Annotated in this window: 17 protein-coding genes and 1 pseudogene; 5 read left to right on the forward strand and 13 right to left on the reverse strand. The window is 64.8% G+C overall.

Going from position 1 to position 19850, the window contains the following annotated elements; genetic code table 11:
• Nucleotides 1-51: 51 nt before the first annotated feature.
• The 4 genes from RY1_RS27910 to RY1_RS27925 all read right to left on the reverse strand — a co-directional run bounded on the left by RY1_RS27910 (nucleotide 52) and on the right by RY1_RS27925 (nucleotide 3831).
• On the reverse strand, nucleotides 52-1005 hold the full coding sequence (locus RY1_RS27910; RefSeq protein WP_072807300.1) for a lysophospholipid acyltransferase family protein: 954 nt from the start codon (nucleotides 1003-1005) through the stop codon (nucleotides 52-54).
• A complete protein-coding gene (locus RY1_RS27915) occupies nucleotides 1002-1826 on the reverse strand; it encodes a GNAT family N-acetyltransferase (RefSeq protein WP_072807301.1) in 825 nt (274 codons plus the stop codon). Before RY1_RS27915 ends, RY1_RS27910 begins: the two co-directional genes overlap by 4 nt.
• A 167-nt stretch (nucleotides 1827-1993) precedes the next feature.
• Complete coding sequence (locus RY1_RS27920; RefSeq protein ID WP_072807319.1) at nucleotides 1994-2950, reverse strand: electron transfer flavoprotein subunit alpha/FixB family protein; 957 nt, start codon at nucleotides 2948-2950, stop codon at nucleotides 1994-1996.
• Between the two features lie 80 nt (nucleotides 2951-3030).
• The gene (locus RY1_RS27925; RefSeq protein WP_072807302.1) at nucleotides 3031-3831 is read right to left on the reverse strand and encodes an electron transfer flavoprotein subunit beta/FixA family protein; all 801 of its coding nucleotides are present in this window, start codon (nucleotides 3829-3831) and stop codon (nucleotides 3031-3033) included.
• 248 nt (nucleotides 3832-4079) lie between these two features.
• Between RY1_RS27925 and RY1_RS27930 the strand changes: the two genes are divergently transcribed.
• The 3 genes from RY1_RS27930 to RY1_RS27940 are packed head-to-tail and all read left to right on the forward strand — an operon-like array spanning nucleotide 4080 to nucleotide 7639.
• Nucleotides 4080-4850: a class I SAM-dependent methyltransferase gene (locus tag RY1_RS27930; RefSeq protein WP_139280007.1), complete on the forward strand. Its 771-nt coding sequence runs from the start codon at nucleotides 4080-4082 to the stop codon at nucleotides 4848-4850.
• 32 nt (nucleotides 4851-4882) lie between these two features.
• On the forward strand, nucleotides 4883-6391 hold the full coding sequence (locus tag RY1_RS27935) for a 1,4-alpha-glucan branching protein domain-containing protein (protein ID WP_072807320.1): 1509 nt from the start codon (nucleotides 4883-4885) through the stop codon (nucleotides 6389-6391).
• The gene (locus tag RY1_RS27940) at nucleotides 6392-7639 is read left to right on the forward strand and encodes a glycosyltransferase family 4 protein (protein ID WP_072807304.1); all 1248 of its coding nucleotides are present in this window, start codon (nucleotides 6392-6394) and stop codon (nucleotides 7637-7639) included. It abuts the gene before it with no gap.
• Here RY1_RS27940 and RY1_RS27945 read toward each other — a convergent pair.
• Nucleotides 7622-8398: an acyltransferase gene (locus RY1_RS27945; protein WP_072807305.1), complete on the reverse strand. Its 777-nt coding sequence runs from the start codon at nucleotides 8396-8398 to the stop codon at nucleotides 7622-7624. The two genes, RY1_RS27940 and RY1_RS27945, sit on opposite strands and share 18 nt — an antisense overlap.
• A 335-nt stretch (nucleotides 8399-8733) precedes the next feature.
• Between RY1_RS27945 and RY1_RS27950 the strand changes: the two genes are divergently transcribed.
• Nucleotides 8734-10041 carry an outer membrane protein assembly factor BamB family protein gene (locus RY1_RS27950; RefSeq protein WP_245819990.1) on the forward strand — a complete coding sequence of 436 codons (1308 nt, stop codon included), beginning with the start codon at nucleotides 8734-8736 and terminating at the stop codon, nucleotides 10039-10041.
• On the opposite strand, the gene RY1_RS27955 is transcribed toward RY1_RS27950, so the two are convergent.
• The 5 genes from RY1_RS27955 to RY1_RS27975 are packed head-to-tail and all read right to left on the reverse strand — an operon-like array spanning nucleotide 10029 to nucleotide 14869.
• Nucleotides 10029-11210, reverse strand: a complete 1182-nt coding sequence (locus tag RY1_RS27955; protein WP_072807307.1) for a THUMP-like domain-containing protein — start codon at nucleotides 11208-11210, stop codon at nucleotides 10029-10031. The two genes, RY1_RS27950 and RY1_RS27955, sit on opposite strands and share 13 nt — an antisense overlap.
• Before the next feature lie 28 nt (nucleotides 11211-11238).
• On the reverse strand, nucleotides 11239-12288 hold the full coding sequence (locus RY1_RS27960) for a class I SAM-dependent methyltransferase (protein WP_072807308.1): 1050 nt from the start codon (nucleotides 12286-12288) through the stop codon (nucleotides 11239-11241).
• A 56-nt stretch (nucleotides 12289-12344) separates the two neighbouring features.
• Entirely contained in the window at nucleotides 12345-13124 is a 780-nt protein-coding gene (locus RY1_RS27965; RefSeq protein WP_072807321.1) for an enoyl-CoA hydratase/isomerase family protein, read from the reverse strand.
• Nucleotides 13125-13134: 10 nt separating this feature from the next.
• On the reverse strand, nucleotides 13135-13989 hold the full coding sequence (locus RY1_RS27970; RefSeq protein ID WP_072807309.1) for an NUDIX hydrolase: 855 nt from the start codon (nucleotides 13987-13989) through the stop codon (nucleotides 13135-13137).
• Between the two features lie 37 nt (nucleotides 13990-14026).
• Entirely contained in the window at nucleotides 14027-14869 is an 843-nt protein-coding gene (locus RY1_RS27975; RefSeq protein ID WP_072807310.1) for an ABC transporter ATP-binding protein, read from the reverse strand.
• Nucleotides 14870-14900: 31 nt separating this feature from the next.
• On the opposite strand from RY1_RS27975, the gene glgX reads away from it, so the two are divergent.
• A complete protein-coding gene (gene glgX / locus RY1_RS27980) occupies nucleotides 14901-17039 on the forward strand; it encodes a glycogen debranching protein GlgX (RefSeq protein WP_072807311.1) in 2139 nt (712 codons plus the stop codon).
• Nucleotides 17040-17098: 59 nt separating this feature from the next.
• On the opposite strand, the pseudogene yczE reads toward glgX, so the two are convergent.
• The 3 genes and pseudogenes from yczE to serB all read right to left on the reverse strand — a co-directional run.
• Nucleotides 17099-17677: pseudogene (gene yczE / locus RY1_RS31120) on the reverse strand (membrane protein YczE); the annotation flags it as partial.
• 21 nt (nucleotides 17678-17698) lie between these two features.
• Entirely contained in the window at nucleotides 17699-18469 is a 771-nt protein-coding gene (locus RY1_RS27990) for a peptidyl-tRNA hydrolase (protein WP_072807312.1), read from the reverse strand.
• The gene (gene serB / locus RY1_RS27995) at nucleotides 18466-19692 is read right to left on the reverse strand and encodes a phosphoserine phosphatase SerB (protein ID WP_072807313.1); all 1227 of its coding nucleotides are present in this window, start codon (nucleotides 19690-19692) and stop codon (nucleotides 18466-18468) included. The genes RY1_RS27990 and serB overlap by 4 nt, the downstream gene beginning before the upstream one ends.
• Nucleotides 19693-19850 lie beyond the last annotated feature (158 nt).

Below are 19850 nucleotides of genomic sequence, written 5' to 3' on the forward strand. Positions count from 1 at the left end.
CCGTTCCCCACGACCCGCCCGCGCACGAGACCTCGCGGACCGGCTCGACCATCAGGCGATAGAGGTTGTCCGATGCATCTCCTGGTCCCTGGCTGCGTGAACCGTCGAATCGGGAGCCGCGCGTGCCACCGAATCGAGAGCTACATGTGCCACCGGACCCCGGCCTGCGCCCGCGCGTACCGAAGCGTTGCACCGGCGAGCGAGATCGCGCCTGTCGTTCCCCGGCGCCTCGGGCGCCACCATCTCGATCTTCGCGACGATGCCCTTCAGCCGGAAGATGCGAGAAATGGATTGCCCGATCGTCTCGTCGCCGACGAAACACGTAGCCGTCGTGAGTTCGCCTGCCGAGTCGACGTAACGAAGCCGGATCGGCTGCACCCACGTTTCGGTGTCGACGGCAGCCTGGAACAGTGCGGGTCGAAATGTTCCGTACGCGCGTCCGCACCAGGTCGTGGCCTCGGGGAACACGACGACCGTTCCACCCGATCGAAGTCGGTCCGCGACCTGCTCGACAGTGCGCGGGAGGGTTCTCAGGTTCCGACGATGGATGGGCAGCACTCGCATCGCGCGCGCGAGCAAGCCCAGGATCGGCCAATCGATCAGATCACCGCGGGCGACGAACGTCGCCGGCCGCAGCGCGGTCAACACGATGACGTCGGTCCACGACACGTGACCAGCGACGAGCAGAGCACCGGCATCCGTCCGTGACTTCTCACGCATCGACCGCGTGTCGTCGATCTGCAAGCCGATACCCACGGCGAACAGAAGCAGCCGAGCACCGAAGCGGGTGACCCGTCGTCGCGCCCGGGGTGACATCGTCCCGACGACCACGAGAATCGGTAGCAGCGCGAACGCCAGAACGGCGACGAAGACACGGAGAACGACCGTGACGGCCCGGACCGTCTCGATGCCGCGGCCGATGCAGCTGTCGCTGCACGGACTCGACGGCATCCACGCGTGATCGATCTCCGGTTCGATGACGACGCCGTTCGTCACCGTGTTCATGCCTCGCCCCTCGATTCGTACGTGGAGGCAGCGCTCCTGAGTCGATCCAGGTAGCGGGTGTTCGCCTCGTGCAGCCCCAGAAGCGCAACGAAGTCGGCGACCGCGAACGCCGGATCGTGGGCGGGTTCTCCGCAGATGCTCGCTCCCAGGCGTAGGTACCCCTTGAGCAACGGAGGAACGGCGGGTCGAGCGGGAGCCGGGAGTTCGTCGAGACCGGTACCGTCCACGATCACCGGGTTGTAGGGCACCACTCGGCGGTTCGCGTCCGATCCGTGCTTCGACAGCAGCAGATCCCGAACACCCCGCACATTCTCACCCGGCCGATCCGCCGGTGATCCTTGCATCGGTACCGATACGCAGCCCATCACCCATTCGAGTCCCGTCACTTCGAGGTAGTGCAGAATCCCGGCCCACATCAGCCCGAGCACCGAACCGGAGCGGTGTTCGGGACGAACGACGGCTCGTCCCATCTCGACGACGCGAGACTTCGTCGGGTCGAGCGCAGTGAGATCGAATTCCGTTGCGGTGTAATAGCCCCCGGCGGCGATCGCCGCATCGGGCGGGAGCATCCGGTAGCACCCGACGAACGAGTCCGTGCGATTGTCGCGCACGAGCAGGTGGTCGCAGTAGTCGTCGAATCGGTCGGCATCGCGACCGCCGGTGGCCGCCGGCATCTCGAAACCGGGTTCGGAGGTGAAGACGTCGAATCGAAGTCGCTGCGCGGCTTCGCGGTGGTGCCGGTCGGTGGACAGGACCAGGGTGTATCGGTCCGTGGCAACGGTCGGGCGGGCGCCGTGCTTGGTCATGACTGAAGTGGTCATGATGCTGTGTCTAACGAGCGGGAGCGGCGTCAGTGCATCACCTGGGTAACGTGTCCGAACACGTTGAATGAACGACTGCGAACAGCGCTCGGCCCCCGCATCGACGAGGATGCGGGGGCCGTGCCTCAGGGTGAGTGAATCAGCCTGTGTGAATCAGCCTGTGTGAATCAGCCCTTGTGCTTCTTGACTGCCTCGGTCAGCTGAGGAGCCACGTTGAAGAGGTCTCCCACGATGCCGTAATCGGCGATCTCGAAGATCGGTGCTTCCTCGTCCTTGTTGACCGCGACGATCGTCTTCGAGGTCTGCATGCCTGCGCGATGCTGAATGGCCCCGGAGATGCCGAGTGCGATGTACAGCTGAGGTGAGACCGTCTTACCGGTCTGGCCTACCTGGAACTGGCCTGGGTAGTAACCCGAATCGACTGCGGCACGCGACGCGCCCACTGCCGCTCCGAGCGAATCCGCGAGCTCTTCGACGACATGGAACTTGTCTGCACTGCCGACGCCACGTCCACCGGAGACGACGACGGTGGCCTCGGTGAGCTCGGGGCGGTCGCCACCGACGATGGGGTCGCGCGAGACGACCTTGGTGACGCCCTCTTCCTGTGCGGGAACGTCCACGGTCTCGCGTGCGCCTGCACCTGCCTTCGGCTCGGCCTCGATGGCGCCGGGGCGAACAGAGATGACGGGAACGTCGCCGTTCGCCTTGGCCTCGACGGTGAAGGCGCCGCCGAAGATGGAGTACACGGCACTGCCGTCACCGTTCACAGCGATGACGTCGGAGTGCAGCCCTGAGCCGAGGCGTGCGGCGAGGCGACCTGCGACCTCTTTGCCCTCGGTGCTGGAGGCGGTGATGATCGCGGCGGGACTCACCGATTCCGCGAGCGAGGACAACACGTCGACCTTCGGCGTGAGGAGGAATCCCTCGATGTCGTCGGACTCGGCGGCGTAGATCTTCTCGGCGCCTGCCTCGGTCAGTGCGTCGGCGAGCTTGTCCGTGGTGCCGGCGGGGCCGGTCACGACTGCAGACGGCTCACCGAGTGCGCGAGCTGCGGTGATGAGTTCGAGGCTGACCTTCTTCAGGGCACCCTCGGCGTGCTCGACGAGCACAAGTACTTCTGCCATTTCTTGCTCCTCTTGTGTCTGCTGCTTCATCGGGGTCGCTCCCGCGGGTTACGGCTCCCGTGTCTGCGAAGGGTGTGCGATCAGATGATTTTCTGGCCGACGAGGTAGGTAGCGATCTTGTCGCCGCCGTCGCCCTCGTCGGTGACGCGCTCACCAGCAGTCTTGGGAGGCTTGGGCGTCGACGACGTCACCGTGGTGCCTGCGTTCTCGAAGCCGACCGTCTCCGCCTCGACCCCGATGTCGGCGAGTGTCAGCGTCTGCACCGTCTTCTTCTTGGCGGCCATGATGCCCTTGAAGGACGGGAAGCGCGGCTCGTTGATCTTCTCTGTGACACTGACGATGGCAGGCAGGGTTGCCTCCAGGCCGAAGATGCCCTCGTCCGTCTCGCGCTCGCCGGAGACGGTGTCGCCGTCGACGCTCAGCTTGCGCAGCTGGGTCAGCTGCGGAATGCCGAGGTACTCGGCGATGATGGCGGGAACGGCACCGGTGCGTCCGTCGGTTGCCTCGTTGCCGGCGATGATGAGTTCGGTCGGTTCACCGTTCTCGAACTCGATCTGTCCGAGTGCTGCCGCGAGCGCCCACGCGGTCTGAATTGCGTCGGAACCGTGCAGCGCAGGGTCGTTCAGGTGAACAGCGCTGTCGGCGCCCATGGACAGGGCCTTGCGGATGGCGTCCGTTGCGCGATCGGGGCCTGCGGACAGGACCTTGACCTCACCGCCCTTGGACTCCTTGATGAGCAGTGCTTCCTCGACTGCGCGCTCGTTGATCTCGTCGAGCACTGCGTCGGCGGCTTCGCGATCGAGGGTGAAGTCACCGTCGGTCAGCTTGCGCTCGGACCACGTGTCGGGAACCTGCTTGATCAAAACAACGATGTTCGTCATGGGTCTGCGTCGACCTCCTGGTCAATGTTCCGCTTATTCGAATGTCTCGTATGGGTTCTTGCAGTTCTACGGCCTCGCCGTAGATTACCCCATCATTAGTTACTGGTGGGTAACATACCGCGTTTCCAGACTGACCATACATCCGCCCCCGTGGCGTTCCGACTGCATGTCCTGTTCTTCCGTCCAGCCAAGGCACTACCCTCTCGTCGGTGACCGAATCTTCGAACGCAGCCGAGGCCGCGGACCCCATGTCGACACCGTTGCCTCTCACCGGCGAGAGAACGGTGCCCGGCATCGCCGAGGAGAACTACTGGTTCCGCCGACACGAGGTCGTGTACCAGCACCTCCGTGAGCGCTGCGCGGGCGGCGTCGTCCTCGAGGCAGGATCCGGAGAAGGCTACGGCGCCAACATGATCGCGGACGTCGCGTCCACTGTGCTCGGTCTCGACTACGACGCATCCGCGGCCGCTCACGTTCGCGGTCGCTACCCACGCGTGGGCATGGTGCGAGGCAATCTCGCCCAACTTCCGGTCGCCGACGACTCGGTGGATGTGGTCGTCAACTTTCAGGTCATCGAACATCTCTGGGATCAAGCGCAGTTCCTGGCCGAGTGCTACCGAGTCCTCGCCCCCGGTGGTGCGTTGCTGATCAGCACCCCCAACCGCATCACGTTCTCCCCCGGACGCGACACGCCGCTCAACCCGTTCCACACCCGCGAACTCGCGGCCGCCGAACTCGCCGAGCTGCTCGTGGATGCGCGGTTCACGGTCGAGAGCATGACCGGAGTTCATCACGGCGCAGTGCTGCGCGAGCTCGACTCCAAACACGGTGGCTCGTTCATCGACGCCCAGATCGAGCGCGCGCTGGCAGGTCAGCCGTGGCCCGCGGACCTGACGGCGGACGTCGCGGCGATCCGATCCGCGGACTTCGACATTCGAGCCTCCGAGATCGACGCCAGCCTCGATCTGGTCGCGATCGCCGTCAAGCCGGCAGCATCGACCTCTCCGGTAAGCGGGTGACCGACCGCAACGCACCGGTGACCGAACCCGGGATGTTCTCCCTCGTTCTGCACTCCCACCTCCCCTGGCTGGCCAATCACGGGAGATGGCCGGTCGGCGAGGAATGGCTCTACCAATCGTGGGCGGGGTCGTATCTCCCGCTGACCGAGATGCTGTCACGGCTCGCCGGCGAGGGTCGAACCAATCTCCTCTCGCTCGGCATCACTCCGGTCCTCGCCGCGCAACTCGACGATCCGCACTGTCTCGCCGGGATGCATCACTGGCTGGGCAACTGGCAACTGCGTGCCCACGAAGCGACCGACCGCGACATGTCCGTCCGCGAACATCGGGCAGCATCGGCCGCTCTCGGGAATTTCGAAACACACTGGCGCCATGGCGGTTCCGCCGTCCTCCGCGGTCTCGTCGACAGTGATGCGATCGAGTTGCTCGGCGGGCCGCTTGCACATCCGTTCCAACCACTGCTCGATCCTCGTCTGCGTGAATTCTCGCTCGCAGAAGGACTTTCGGATGCGCAGATGCGATGGGGCACCAGACCCACGGGAATATGGGCACCCGAGTGCGCCTACGCACCGGGAATGGAAATCGGTTATGCCGCAGCAGGTGTCTCGCATTTCATGGTCGACGGTCCCGCCCTGCGCGGCGACACCAGCGCCGGTCGCACGGTCCGCGACTCCGAGGTGGTGGCCTTCGGACGCGATCTGAAAGTCAGCTATCGGGTCTGGTCACCGAAATCGGGATATCCAGGGCATTCCGCGTACCGCGACTTCCATACCTACGACCACGCGACCGGCCTCAAGCACGCACGAGTGACCGGGCGGACGGTGGACTCGGCCGACAAGGCGCCCTACGACCCCGACCTGGCATCGGCAGCGATCGACCGACACGTCGCGGACTTCGTCGAGTCGGTCCGTTCTCGACTTCGTGAGGAGTCGAGCAGAATCGGGCGGCCGGCCCTCGTGGTGGCCGCATTCGACACCGAACTCTTCGGCCACTGGTGGTTCGAGGGGCCGGTGTGGCTCGAACGGGTGCTGAGGGCACTGCCGGAAGCAGGAATCGACGTCGGCACTCTCGACGACGCCCGCACGCGGGGTTACGTCGGAGCTCCCGTCGAGCTGCAGGAGTCGTCGTGGGGGTCGGGGAAGGACTGGCGGGTCTGGGCGGGAGATGCCGTCGCCGATCTCGTGTCGCTGAACTCCGAGGTCGTAGCTCTCGCGCTCGACACCATCGACAAGAGCAGGCGTAACGCTGCCGAACGACCTGAATTGCGTAATCGTATAAACGATCAGATTCTGCGTGAGACACTGATGGCGGTATCGAGCGACTGGGCTTTCATGGTCAGCAAGGACTCGGCCGCAGGCTATGCCCGCCAGCGCGCACACGTTCACGCACACGCGCTGCGCGAGATCGCCGACGCGGTCGATCGGGGGCACGAGACGGAAGCCGCCCGCCTCGCGGCACAGTGGAACAGAGCAGACGGACTGTTCCCCGCGCTCGATGCCAGACGTCTGCGTGGGGACCGGTCGTACGAAGGGGAGCGATAAGTGAAGATTCTGATGGTGTCGTGGGAGTATCCCCCGGTCGTCGTCGGTGGTCTGGGGAGGCACGTTCACCATCTGGCGACGGAGCTGGTCCGGTCCGGCCACGAGGTGGTCGTGCTGTCGCGTCGGCCCACCGGTACCGATGCGGCCACCCATCCGACACACCATCGAATCGAGGACGGCGTACTCGTCGTCGCTGTGGCCGAGGATCCCGCGCATTTCGTCTTCGGTCGAGACATGCTGGCATGGACGCTCGCAATGGGGCACGCGATGGTTCGAGCAGGAATCGCTCTCGGTAAACCCGGCCTCGGCGACGGGTGGCAGCCCGACGTCGTGCACGCACACGACTGGCTCGTGGCGCATCCCTCGATCGCTCTCGCCGAACACTTCGACGTACCACTGGTTTCCACCATTCACGCCACCGAAGCCGGGCGTCACAGTGGATGGATCTCGGGCCCGGTCAACCGTCAGGTGCACTCGATCGAATGGTGGTTGGCCAACGACTCCGATGCAGTGATCGCGTGTTCGGCGTCGATGAAGGACGAAGTGAGCCGACTCTTCGGCATCAAGGACGCATCCGTCAGCGTCATCAAGAACGGTATCGACATCCGAACGTGGAGCTTCCGCCGCCGCGAACCACGCTCCGAACCTGCGAAACTTCTGTACGTCGGGCGGCTCGAATACGAAAAGGGGATCCAGGACGCCATCGCAGCACTCCCCCGCCTGCGCCGCAGCCACCCGGGAACAACGCTGCACATCGCCGGTGAGGGAACACAATTCGCGTGGCTCGCGCAGTTGGCCCGCACCCACCGTGTGTCTCGCGCGGTCTCGTTCCTCGGAACACTCGACCACACCGAACTACTCGGCTGGCTGCACGGCGCGGACGCCATCGTTCTACCGAGCCGGTACGAGCCGTTCGGAATCATCGCACTCGAAGCAGCTGCCGCGGGAACCCCGCTCGTCGCATCCACCGCAGGTGGACTCGGCGAGGCGATCGTCGACGGACAGACCGGACTGTCCTTCGAGCCCGCGGACATCGCCGGTCTCGCAGCCGCAGTACGACGCGTGCTCGACAACGTCGATGCGGCACAGGACCGCGCCGACGCCGCACGAGCACGCCTCACCACCGACTTCGACTGGAAGCACGTCGCCGACGCGACGGCCCAGGTCTACCTGGGAGCCAAGCGAAAAGTGCGCTACCCGCTGGCTCGGCCCGTCATCGTCGAACGCGCCCTACCCGAGCGAAGCTGAGTCTCCGCGAGCGGCCTCGGCTGCCCGAAGTGCCTTCTTACGCTCGATGTCCTCGAGAGCAGCAATGTACTCGGCGCGCGACGCCGCTCCCGCCTCCCAGTCGACCTTACGATTGCGGACCACTTTCGCCGGAGCACCGACCGCGATGCTGTAGTCGGGAACGACGCCTTTCACGACAGCATGCGCCCCGAGGACACACCCACGCCCCACACTCGTTTCGCGCAACACCGTCACCTTGGCCGCGATCCACGTGTCCGGACCGATTCGCACAGGCCCCTTGACTATCCCCTGATCCTTGATCGGCGTCGTGACATCGTCCATACGGTGGTCGAAATCGCAGATATAACACCAGTCCGCAACCAACGTCGACGCACCGATCTCGATGTCCAAGTACGTGTTCACGACATTGTCCTTACCGAAGACGACCTTGTCTCCGATCCGCAACGAACCCTCGTGACACCGGATGGCATTGCCGTCACCGATGTGAACCCATCGCCCGATCTCCAGCCGCGACAGCTCAGGCGTCGAATGAATCTCCACATTCTTGCCGAGAAATACCATCCCGCGCAGAATCACATGCGGATTCGCAGCCTTGAACCGCGCCAGACGGTAATACCGCACCAGATACCACGGCGTGTAGGCCTTGTTCTGCAGAACCCACCTCAACGAATCCCGTGTGAGGAACCGTGCCTGATCCTCATCGCGCCGTCTCGATCCCCGCCAGCGCGAACGCAACGGTGCGTTCCACATACTCGTCATAACAGGCACCCTAGTTGGGACCTCCCGCCGACTCCACTCCTGCTCTTGTCCGGTCGTTCCGCAAGCTCCACTCCCGCTCTGATCCGGTCGTTCCGCAGGCTCCACTCCTGCTCCGATCCGGTCGTTCCGCAGGCTCCACTCCTGCTCTGATCCGGTCGTTCCGCAGGCTCCACTCCTGCTCTGATCCGGTCGTTCCGCAGGCTCCACTCCTGCCTCGTAACCAAGGCGCTTCCGGGGCAACCGCGCACACCGCGATAGTCTCTTTCCCGACGCGTGTGCACCCGCCGAGTGGATCGGGGCTGTGCGCGAGAATTCACTACGAAGGAGATCACAACGTGCGTGGCGGCAGAGCGAACTCCGCTCGAGTAGCGACGCTGGCAGCTGTCGGCATGTTGGCCGTTGCGTGCTCCGGCAGCAACGACACCATCGATGCATTCGCAGCGGGTGCGTGGCCTGCCGCGCACGGCGATGCTCGCAACAGCAGTTCCACCGATCACACCGGACTGTCGAACTCGTCGTTCGACTGGTCCCGTCCACTCGGCGGTGCCGTCGTCTCCCCCGTCTCGATCGCTGCTTCCGGGCAGATGTTCGTGTCCACGTACTCCGCAACGGGATGCAACCTCTTCTCCTTCGACATCGAATCCGGCAGAAAACGGTGGTGCAACCGAGTCGGTCCAGCCGTTGCCACGACGACACCGCTCGTCGACTCCGTCGCGAATATCTACGTCGGTGACGACGGAGGATTCGCCTCGTACAACGAACACGGCCAATTACGTTGGCGCACCCCGGTGTACGGAGTTCCTCGATCGGCCCAGTTCCTGGGCGACGGAAGTGTGCTCGCGGTGACCCAACTCGGACAGGTCAACGTGTTCGACACGCAGACAGGCGCGCTCACGGTTCCCATCCACGACCTCGTCGAGCCTCCGCAATTTCTGGACTCGCCCAACACAGATTTCCTCCCACCCGATGCAGGCCTCGACGAGTGCGGACGTGGATCGGCCGATTGCCCCGTCGGTGCCGCACCCGCGGTGGACCTGGAGTCGTCGAGAATCTATCTGGTGCTCTGGCGGCCGGGAGCGATTGCACCGCAACTCGTCTCACTGTCGTACGACGCGACCGCGACACCGGCGGTCACCGAGGTCTGGTCGTCCGAGTTGCTGCCTGCCGCCGTCACATCGAGTCCCGTCCTGTCCGAAGACGGCCGTAGCGTCTACATCTCCGACGTCGACGGACGACTCTCCGCGTACAACTCCGTGGACGGTGCATCGAAGTGGACGTACGGCGCAGGCTTCGGAACGTCCGGCGCTCCCTCGGTCTCGGCAGACGGTTCGATCGTCCCCTCCGGCGGTGACGGCGAACTTCGATCGATTCGCGACGACGGTGACCACGCCACTCAGGTCTGGTCCCGCGATGACCTCCGGCAGGCGGGCATTCCGGTGCACACCGCGGACGGCACCGTACAGACGGTCGTCCGGCGCGGCGACGAACTCGTACTGTCGTCCATCGATGCCAACTCCGGTGAGACGATCACAGATCGGCCACTCCCCGGTGCAACAGGATCGACCGTCGGGACATCCGTCGGCCCGGACGGGCAGCTCGTCGTCTCGACCTATCTCGGCGAGATCTTCACCTACTCACCGTGATCGAGTCCGCCCGGCCGTCGGGCAGCACACACGAACGCTGCTGCTGAACGCTCCAACCTGGTGATCACCACCGACAGAGCGACATCCCCGCGAAGTTTGAGTCTCGGACGCAGCAGAGCCGGGTCCACATCCACACCGCGCACCAGTATCTCCACCGAACCGCAGCCACGCGCCGCCAAGGCCTGACGCAGAGCCCTCTCGGAGTACTTGATCCGATCGAGTATCCGAAAACCGTTGACTCCCTCGGGAACCGAGTTGCCGGTCAGGTACGCGATACGCGGATCGAGTTGCCACAGACCGTGCCGGGCGCCGTAGTGCCGAACCAGCCCCGCACGGACCACCGCGCCATCCGGGTCGACGATCCATTCTCCAGGCTCGGCGACGTCGATGTCGTCCGATTCACTGTCGGTGATCTCGAACGAGGAGCCGTTCGACTGGAGAACCGATGCGCGCCTGCGTATTCGGTCGGGAGTCGATCCCGGCGACCACAGGCACGCTTCGCGTACTCCACCGTCGAGCGAGACGACCTCGACCTCTCCGTCCCACCCCAATCTGTCGAAATCCAGACCAGGTGCACATTTGACCACCAGGTCACGGCCGGCATAGGCGTCGAGCAGCGACGGCAGAGGAGGTTCGAGCGCTGAGGGATCGTGCGTACGCTTGCCGCCGGCCCGTCGACCCGGGTCGGCGAGCACGACGGTCTCGCGCGTGGTCGGCGTGAGCGCGTCGGCGCGCAGGATGTTCGCGTCAGGAACGTTGTGCGCCGCCATACGCAACCGGATCGGGTCGAGATCGCTCCCGACGACGACTCCCTGCGTCGAGCGCAGCGCAGCGAGTTCGGTTCCGATCGAGCACGTCACGTCGTGGACGGCTCTGCCGGCGAGTCGTCGCGCACGACGACGCGCGACGAGAGTGGGAGTTGCTTGCTGGACGGCGTCGTCGGTCAACAGCCAGTTCTCGGCGCCGACGAGTTTCGATCGCGCCTTACGTCGCAGGCGCGTCGTTTCGACGATGGCGGCAGTCATGTCGCCATGAGCGGCACGTACCGCGGCGATGTCCGACAGCATCGACGCTTTCGTCAACGCGCGATCTTCGGTTTCGCGCAACGCTGCGACGCCGACATCGCTACACAGGTAGTCGATGTCGGCGTCGTCGAATGCATAGGCCATGCGTGGTACCGATGAAGGACGGGGAGGATCAGTCCGACTTCACTCCGGTGATCATCACGTTGTAGAAGAAGCCGCGAGGCACGACGTGCTTGAGCACCTTCTCGTCCACCCAGCTCAGCGTCTTCCATCCGCCGAATGCGAATCTCGCCCAGTTCCATCCGAGCTTGTCCGCCGGCACCGCTGCTTCGAATGTCCGAACGGGCCAGCCGAGAAGTGCGGCGGCGAATTCTTCGGTCTCCGCGCGGACGCCGACGGCCCCTGCGCTGCGAGCAATGTTCTCGAGGTCGCTCGGATCGAACGTGTGCAGGTCCACAACAGCTTCCAGCGCCGCCGCACGCGAGGACTCGTCGAGCTCCTCCTGTGGTTTACGCCAGCTGCTGAGGAACGGCAGCTTGGTAGCACGTGTGGTTGCTTCCCAGGTCACACGGCCCAGCCAGCGAGCATAGAAATTGCCGACCGTGGTGGGCTCACCTGCGAACACGAAACGCCCACCTGGCTTGAGCACACGAAGTACCTCACGAAGCGACTGCTCGACGTCGGGGATGTGATGCAGGACCGCGTGGCCCACCACCAGGTCGAACGTGTTGTCCTCGTAGGGAATGGTCTCGGCATCGGCGACGCGGCCGTCGACGTCGAGCTTGAGGTGACCTGCGTTCCGCAGAGCGACCTTGACCATCCCTGGCGACAGATCCGTGACCGAGCCCTTGTCGGCGACGCCTGCCTGCATCAGATTCAGAAGGAAAAATCCTGTACCGCACCCCAGTTCGAGCGCACGCCCGTACGGCAGAGCGTCCTGGGCGCCGGGCTGCCCGCTCACTGCCTGATCGAACCTGCCGCGCGCGTACTCGATGCAACGTTCGTCGTACGAGATCGACCACTTGTCGTCGTACGTTTCCGCTTCCCAGTCGTGATAGAGCACCTGTGCGAGTTTGGTATCACTCCGAGCAGCCTCGACCTGCTCGGCCGTGGCGTGCGGATTCGGCGCCGGATCGTTCACGGCATCGGGGACGGCGTGCAGGCTGGCGTCAGCGCTGCTGGTCGACGAATCGGTGTCGCCGTCGTGCGGGCTTGCAGTCATGAGGGCAGCCTACTATCCGGTAGTCGATGAACAAGTTCTAGTCCGGCCAACTATTTTCACGCACCCGTGAACTGCGCCTTGCCAGGTCCGTTGGCCACGAACGATTCCATGCCGATGGTGCGATCCGCAGTGGCGAACAACGCCGCGAACTGCTGAGCCTCGATCTTCAGACCGGTGTTCAGATCGGTATCGAGTCCCTGGTCGATCGAGGCCTTCGCCGCGGCTAGCGCACGTGAGGCGGCCTTGGTGAACTGAGATGCCCATCGCACTGCTGCGTTGTACACCTCGTCGGGCGCGACGACCTCGTCGACGAGTCCGATGCGCAGAGCCTCCTCGGCGCCCACGAAACGTCCGGTGAAGACCATGTCCTTGGCCTTGCTCGGACCGATCAGTCGAGCGAGCCTCTGGGTTCCACCGCCACCGGGAATGACACCGAGCAGTGACTCGGGCACTCCGAGCTTGGCGTTGTCACCCGCAATCCGGCGATCGGCGCCGAGCGCGATCTCCAGGCCACCACCGAGGGCGTAACCGGTGATCGCCGCGACCACGGGCTTCGGGATCTGCGCCAGCGAGCCGAGCGCGGACTGCAGTTCACCGATGATGTCGGCCATCTGGCCTGCCGTCAGTTCCGCCATCTCCTTGATGTCCGCTCCGGCAGCGAAGACCTTCTCACCGCCGTAGACGACGACCGCCTTGACGGACGAGTCCACTGTCGCCGCACGCGAAGCGGCCCTGATCTCCTCCTGGACCTGACGGTTCAGAGCATTCATCGGAGGTCGGTCCAACCGGATCGTGCCGATACCGTCGGACACCTCGAGATTCACGAATTCAGCCATGAACGTCACGCTACCGGTGCAGGTCCTTGCGGCCGGTCCACGGGTGGGCGCTACCTGCGTAATACGCGTCCTGGCCCGGGAACTCGACGCGGAGTTCTCCGTCGACGTGGTACAGATTCGGCTGGATCGGCGTGATCTCCGCACGTGCGGCCACGACATCGGCGACCGAGGCGAACTCGGTGAGCCCTGCCAATTGACTCCACGTCGGTGGCAGCAGAATCGTCTCGCCCCGCTGCCAGTCGGCGAGCGCCGCGGACAGTGATCGCCACCCCACCGATGCCGCTTCGCTCGTGGCGCCGTCGGCGGTCTGGCCGTCCGGAACCACCGCGACGAAGAAGCGCGTGTCGTATCGCCTCTTCTCACCGACCGGAGTGATCCAGTTCGACCAAGGACGAAGGAGGTCCGCCCGCAGCACCAACCCGTGGCGGGTGAGGAACTGGGCGAACGTCAGCTCGCGACGCTCCAATGCGCCTCGCTCGTCGGCATAGTCGCTCGTGTCGGTGACCACCGAGTCGGCCGTCGGGCCGGCAAGCAGGATGCCGCATTCCTCGAACGTCTCCCGTGCGGCAGCACACACCGACGCTTTCGCCTTGCGCTCGTCGACGCCGAACTGCTCTGCCCACCAGGTCGCATCCGGGCCCGTCCATTCGAGATCGGCATCGGCGTCGGAGATGTCCACGCCGCCGCCGGGAAAGACCGTCATTCCGCCCGCGAACGCCATCCCTCCGACACGCTCGAGGAGGAACACCTCGATGCCCTCGGTCGCGTCGCGAACGAGGATGACGGTCGACGCATCGCGCACCGGGACGGCCTCAGCGGGTTCGGGCGCGGTATCGGGAGGGGTGGAAGCACCGAATGTGGACATTCTCGGAACTTACCCCGCGGCCGTAACGGACATCACGTCACCGGCGGTGCTGCGCTCCCGATCGTGTGCGACGGGCGAAGAATCGTCCGTCGACGCGGTCGAGGGTGATCGATTGGCTGAATGCCTCGGTGAGGTTTTCGGCGGTGATCACATCGTCGACGAGTCCTTGCGCGACTACGCCGCCTTCCTTCAGCAGCAGCGCGTGGCTGAACCCCGGTGGGATTTCCTCGACGTGATGTGTGATCAGAACCGTCGCGGGGGCGTCGGGATCCGCAGCGAGATCGGCCAGACGCGCGACGAGCTCCTCGCGTCCACCGAGATCGAGCCCGGCGGCGGGTTCGTCGAGAAGGAGCAGTTCAGGGTCGGTCATCAGCGCCCTGGCAATGAGAACTCGCTTGCGTTCACCCTCGGACAGGGTGCCGTACGTGCGCTGCGCGAGATGCTCGGCACCGAGGCTCTCCAGCATCTCCACCGCGCGCTCGGTGTCCATGTCGTCGTAGCGCTCCCGCCACCGACCGAGCACGCTGTAGCCCGCCGACACCACCAGGTCGCTGACCGTCTCGTCGGCGGGAATGCGATGCGCGAGCGCCGACGACGACAGTCCTATACGGGGCTTGAGGTCCGCCACGACGGCTTTGCCGATCACCTCACCGAGAACGTGTGCGACGCCCGACGTCGGATGCACCTCCGCGGCGGCGATGCGCATCAACGACGTCTTGCCTGCCCCGTTCGGTCCGAGCACGACCCATCGTTCGTCGAGTTCCACCTGCCAGGTCACGGGGCCGACGAGCGTTACCCCGCCTCGCCTGATGAGTACGTCGTTGAAATCGATGAGCAAGTCGGGATCCGGTTCAGACACGATGCCTATCTTGTCCCACATCCGTCGCGCTTTCACGGCAGGATCTCCATGCGTGTCGTCCATTTCTCATCACACCCCGCAGTCGGACCTTCCCGCACCCGGATCGCCGTTTCCTCTCGGTGCGCTCGCTCGGGAAGGTGGCACTCAATTCGCAGTCCACTCTCCGGACGCCGACGGCATCGAGATCTGCATCGTCGACGCCGACGGAGGCGAGCAGCGGATCGAGCTCGGCAGCCGAACTTTCGGCGTCTGGCACGGCTTCCTGCCCGGAGTACGAGCTGGAGCAACCTATGGAATCCGCGCGCACGGACCGTGGGACCCATCGCGCGGGCGTCGATTCAACTCCAAGAAGCTTCTCCTGGACCCTGCCGGTAGGCAATTGACCGGTCACCTCGGCTCAGCGGAGGCACTACTGGCCTACGAGGACGATCCGTTCGGGCACAGGAGCGACACGGACTCACTCGGTCACATGCCGTTGTCGGTCGTCACCTCGGCATCGTCTCCACCGACCGAACCGAAGCCGAACATCCCGTGGGACCGGACCGTCCTCTACGAGATGCACGTCGGCGCGTACACGGCTCGACACCCTGGTGTTCCCCCCGAGCATCGCGGCACGTATCTCGGACTGACCGCCCCGGCAGTTCTCGAGCATCTGACGAACCTCGGAATCACCACGGTCGAACTGCTGCCCGTGCACGCGATGCTCACCGAGCCGGGAGTTCGGGCCCGCGGCATGCGAAATCACTGGGGATACTCCACCGGGTCGTACTTCGCTCCCGACCCGCGGTTCGCATCGGTACCCGGCAACGAGATCGCCGAGTTCACGGCGATGGTCGACGCCCTGCACTCCGTCGGGATCGAGGTCGTTCTCGATGTCGTCTACAACCACACCTGCGAGTCCTCCGTCGACGGCCCGTCGATCAGTTGGCGCGGACTCGACGCACCTGGTTACTACCTGCTCGACGGTCGCGGATACGACGTCGATCTGACCGGCTGCGGCAACACCCTCGATTCGGCATCGCCCGCCGTCGTACGGATGGTGTGCGACAGCCTGCGCTACTGGGTCACCGACATGGGCCTCGACGGGTTCCGGTTCGATCTGGCGAGCACGCTCGGACGTCCGGGGGGATGGAGATTCGATTCGCGGGCACCGCTTCTCACTGCCATCTCCACCGATCCGATCCTGTCGGGAGTCAAACTCGTCGCCGAGCCGTGGGACGCCACGGGAGCCGGATATCAAGTCGGCGGGTTCGGCACCATGTGGTCGGAATGGAACGATCGATACCGTGACACGGTTCGCCGTTTCTGGGCCGGCCAGAGCGGCGTCCGCGAACTCGCCTCGCGTATGGCCGGTTCGGAGGACATCTACGGCGGTGGAGTCCGCAAGCCATGGGCGTCGATCAATTTCATCACCGCCCACGACGGGTTCACCGTCCACGACCTCGTCTCCTACTCGGTCAAACACAACGAGGCCAACGGCGAGGAGAATCGGGACGGCACCGACAACAACATCTCCGACAATCACGGAGCCGAGGGCCCGACCGACGACCAGGACATAGGGTCGGCGCGGTCTCGGCACGTACGAGCGTTGCTCGCCACCCTCGCGCTGTCGACCGGCACTCCGATGCTTCTGGCAGGAGACGAGATCGGCCACAGTCAGTTCGGCAACAACAACGCCTACTGCGTGAAGGAAGACGCCCCGGCGGCCGAGTCGTGGGCTATCGATTGGAGCGCAATCGACATGGATCTGTACGCATTCGTGGCCCGACTTCTCCGCATCCGCCGCAGCGCCCCGTCACTGCGCCAGCAGGAGTTCTTCTTCGGACGCGACACTCCGACGGGCAGACCCGACCTGGTGTGGTTCGACGCACGTGGTCACGAACTGCGAAACGAATCCTGGAACGACGACTCGGTACGGACGTTGCAGGCGTGGGTCGACGGCGCAGACGTCCGCTCTCACGACGCCGACGGGCACTCGGTGGACGATGCGAGCTCACTGCTCGTCCTGCACGCGGGCGATCCGACCGAGGTCTCGCTCGCCTGCCCTCCCTGGGCATCGACGAGTTTCGTACCGGTGTTCGACTCCAGCTCGACGGAGGGGCTACCGGCGGACTCACGGGCGGTGGAGGCAGGAGCGACCATCTCGCTCTCCGGTTCGACGGTCCTCGTATTCCGCAGCGAGGGGAGGTAGTGCATGAAGAGCTGAACCAGCGGGCCGATTCCGAACGCATACAAGAGCGTTCCGGCTCCCACGGTGCCACCGAGAACCCAGCCGGTCGCCACGACCGTCAGTTCGATGCAGGTGCGGACCAGCCGAATCGAGAGTCCCGTGCGTGCCACCAGTCCCGTCATCAGCCCATCTCGTGGACCCGGGCCCATTCCTGCACCGATGTACAGCGCCGTGGCGAACGCGTTGACGACGATGCCCGCCACCATCATCGGAACGGCGATCGCCAATCCACCGGCGTCGGGCAGCCATCCGAGTGACACATCGACCGCGACGGCGATGACCACGACGTTGCTGACGGTCCCCAATCCTGGCTTCTGCCGCAGTGGTATCCATGCCAGCAACACGAGAACGCCGGTCACCGCCGTGATCGCCCCGAAACTCAGCGGAACGTGTCGGCCGACCCCCTGGTGAAACACATCCCACGGGTCGAGGCCCAGCCCTGCGGAGATCATCAGCGCCATCGAGAACCCGTACAGCCACAATCCGACGTACAAGGCCATGAGACGACGTGCGAGGTGACGGTGATGTCGACGTCGAGAGACAAGATCGGGCAAGCGCATGAATTCCAGTGTCGAGCACACTGGAATGTACGGATACATCCAGTTTCGAAGCAGTGGACCCTAGTGCGTGCCGGCGTCCAGCGCAGCGACCACCGTCATCGATCCTGGGGCCACCTCGGTGAAACCGGCGTCACGCACCGCGACAGCCGAACCTGCGTCCACCAAACGGCGCGCGTGGGCCCACCGGTCGGGGTCGGCGTCGCGAACGGAGCATTCGAATCCCCTGGCCGCCCACGCCTCGCACTCGTCCAGCGTCATTGCACCGGCGAGCAACATGCTCGCGTGTCCGACCTGCGCTGCGGCCTTGCCGACGGTCATCTCGAGCGACCGATCGATCCAGAAAACGGGCACGCCCTGCACCGCCGGTCCCGGATCGTCGTGTTCGAGGTCGGTGCCACCGATCTGGAGGCGCTTGATGCGGGGATCGAGATCACCGACGCGTCCCGGCACCAGCGCACGGGCACGCGCATCACCGAGGTCGACGGTCAGACCGTCCACTTCCTGGGCGGCATTCCACTGCGCTCCCCGTGCACGCCGAGCCACCTTGCGTATGCGAGCCGAAGTCCAGTCCGTGAACCGGCTCTCCCATTCGCCGCCGGCGCCGACCCGTTCGTCGAGGCACAGTGCCACAGCCACAGAAGCAGCTGCTTCGAGCAACCGGCTACGCGGAGGCGGATCGACTTTGGGGATCTCGAGCACAATGGGCATCGCGAGAACATCCGCCGGGTCAGGTGGATCGGCGCGTCCACCGTAGCCACGAGCGAGCACCGCATGACGCTCCGCGAAGGTGCTCCGCGGCCCGTCGATATCGTCGACGGTCTGCTCGCTCACAGGATCGGGACGCGGCGAACGCCACCGTCGATCGCGTCGGCTGCCTCGATTTCGCCGCGGGTGACCCCGAGCATGAACAGAACGGCATCGAGATAGGGATGCGAGATAGCAGTGTCGGCGATCTCCCGGAGCGCGGGCTTGGCGTTGAACGCAACGCCGAGACCTGCCGCGGTGAGCATGTCGATGTCGTTCGCACCGTCACCGACTGCAACGGTCTGCTCCATCGGAACTCCGGACTGCGACGCGAACTCACGCAGTGCAGTCGCCTTCGCAGCCCGATCGATCACCTCTCCCACCACTCTGCCCGTGAGCTTGCCGTCGACGATCTCGAGCGTGTTGGCCTTGACGAAGTCGAGTTCCAATTCGTGAGCGAGTCCCTCGATGACCTGACGGAATCCTCCGGACACCACGCCGCAGTAGTAGCCGAGGCGTCGCAAGGTTCTGATGGTCGTGCGGGCACCCGGTGTGAGTTCGAGTTCCTCGCCGACCTCGTCGATGACCGAGGCGTCGAGTCCCGCCAACGCGGCCACCCGCTGATGGAGCGACTCGGAGAAGTCGATTTCGCCGCGCATAGCGGCTTCGGTCACGGCGCGAACTTCGTCCTCACGGCCCGCCTTGGCGGCGAGCATCTCGATGACTTCACCCTGTACGAGTGTGGAATCGACATCGAACACGATGAGCCGCTTCGACCGACGAGCGATTCCCGCCCGTTCGACAGCAACATCGACACCGACACCAGCTGCAATCTCGGACAGTCCGGTGCGAAGTTGTTTGTCCGCACCGGGCGAGGTATTGGTTGCCGTCACCTGAAGTTCGAGTCCGGTGACCGGGTAATCGGCGACGCCTCGGATGGAGTCGATGTTGGCACCTTGGCGTGCCAGCTCACGCGAGATGGTGCTGAATGCGCGTGCTGTCACCGGTCGACCGAGCACGACGACCACGTGCGTCGGTAATTCCGGCTTACCGTTCAGGTCGGCACCGATTTCGACATCGACGTGTACGCCGACGGTCGCCATCGCCTCTTCGAGTTCTTCTTGAAGATCCTCGGGGTCTTTGGGGCAGTTCAACAGCACGCCCAGGGTGAGTCGGCCTCGAATGACGACCTGCTCGACGTCGAGCAGACTCACATCGTGCCGCGACAGCGCAGCGAACAGAACAGATGTGACGCCGGGCTTGTCGGGTCCGGTAACCGTCACGAGTACAGCGGTGCCCGATGACGCCACCGAATCTCCCTTCGCGCGCGTATCCGCTCGGTAGCGGACCGCTGACTGATTTTCTCGTGCGTGTCGATTCTTGCAAGCGAAGAGCCCCGCCCGGGTACCGGGAGGGGCTCTTTCGGGTTACCAGATCGGAATTACTTCGGATCCGGGTCGCCGGAGGC

Origin of the sequence: Rhodococcus yunnanensis NBRC 103083 (assembly GCF_001895005.1) — a bacterium.
Classification (GTDB): Bacteria; Actinomycetota; Actinomycetes; order Mycobacteriales; family Mycobacteriaceae; genus Rhodococcoides; species Rhodococcoides yunnanense.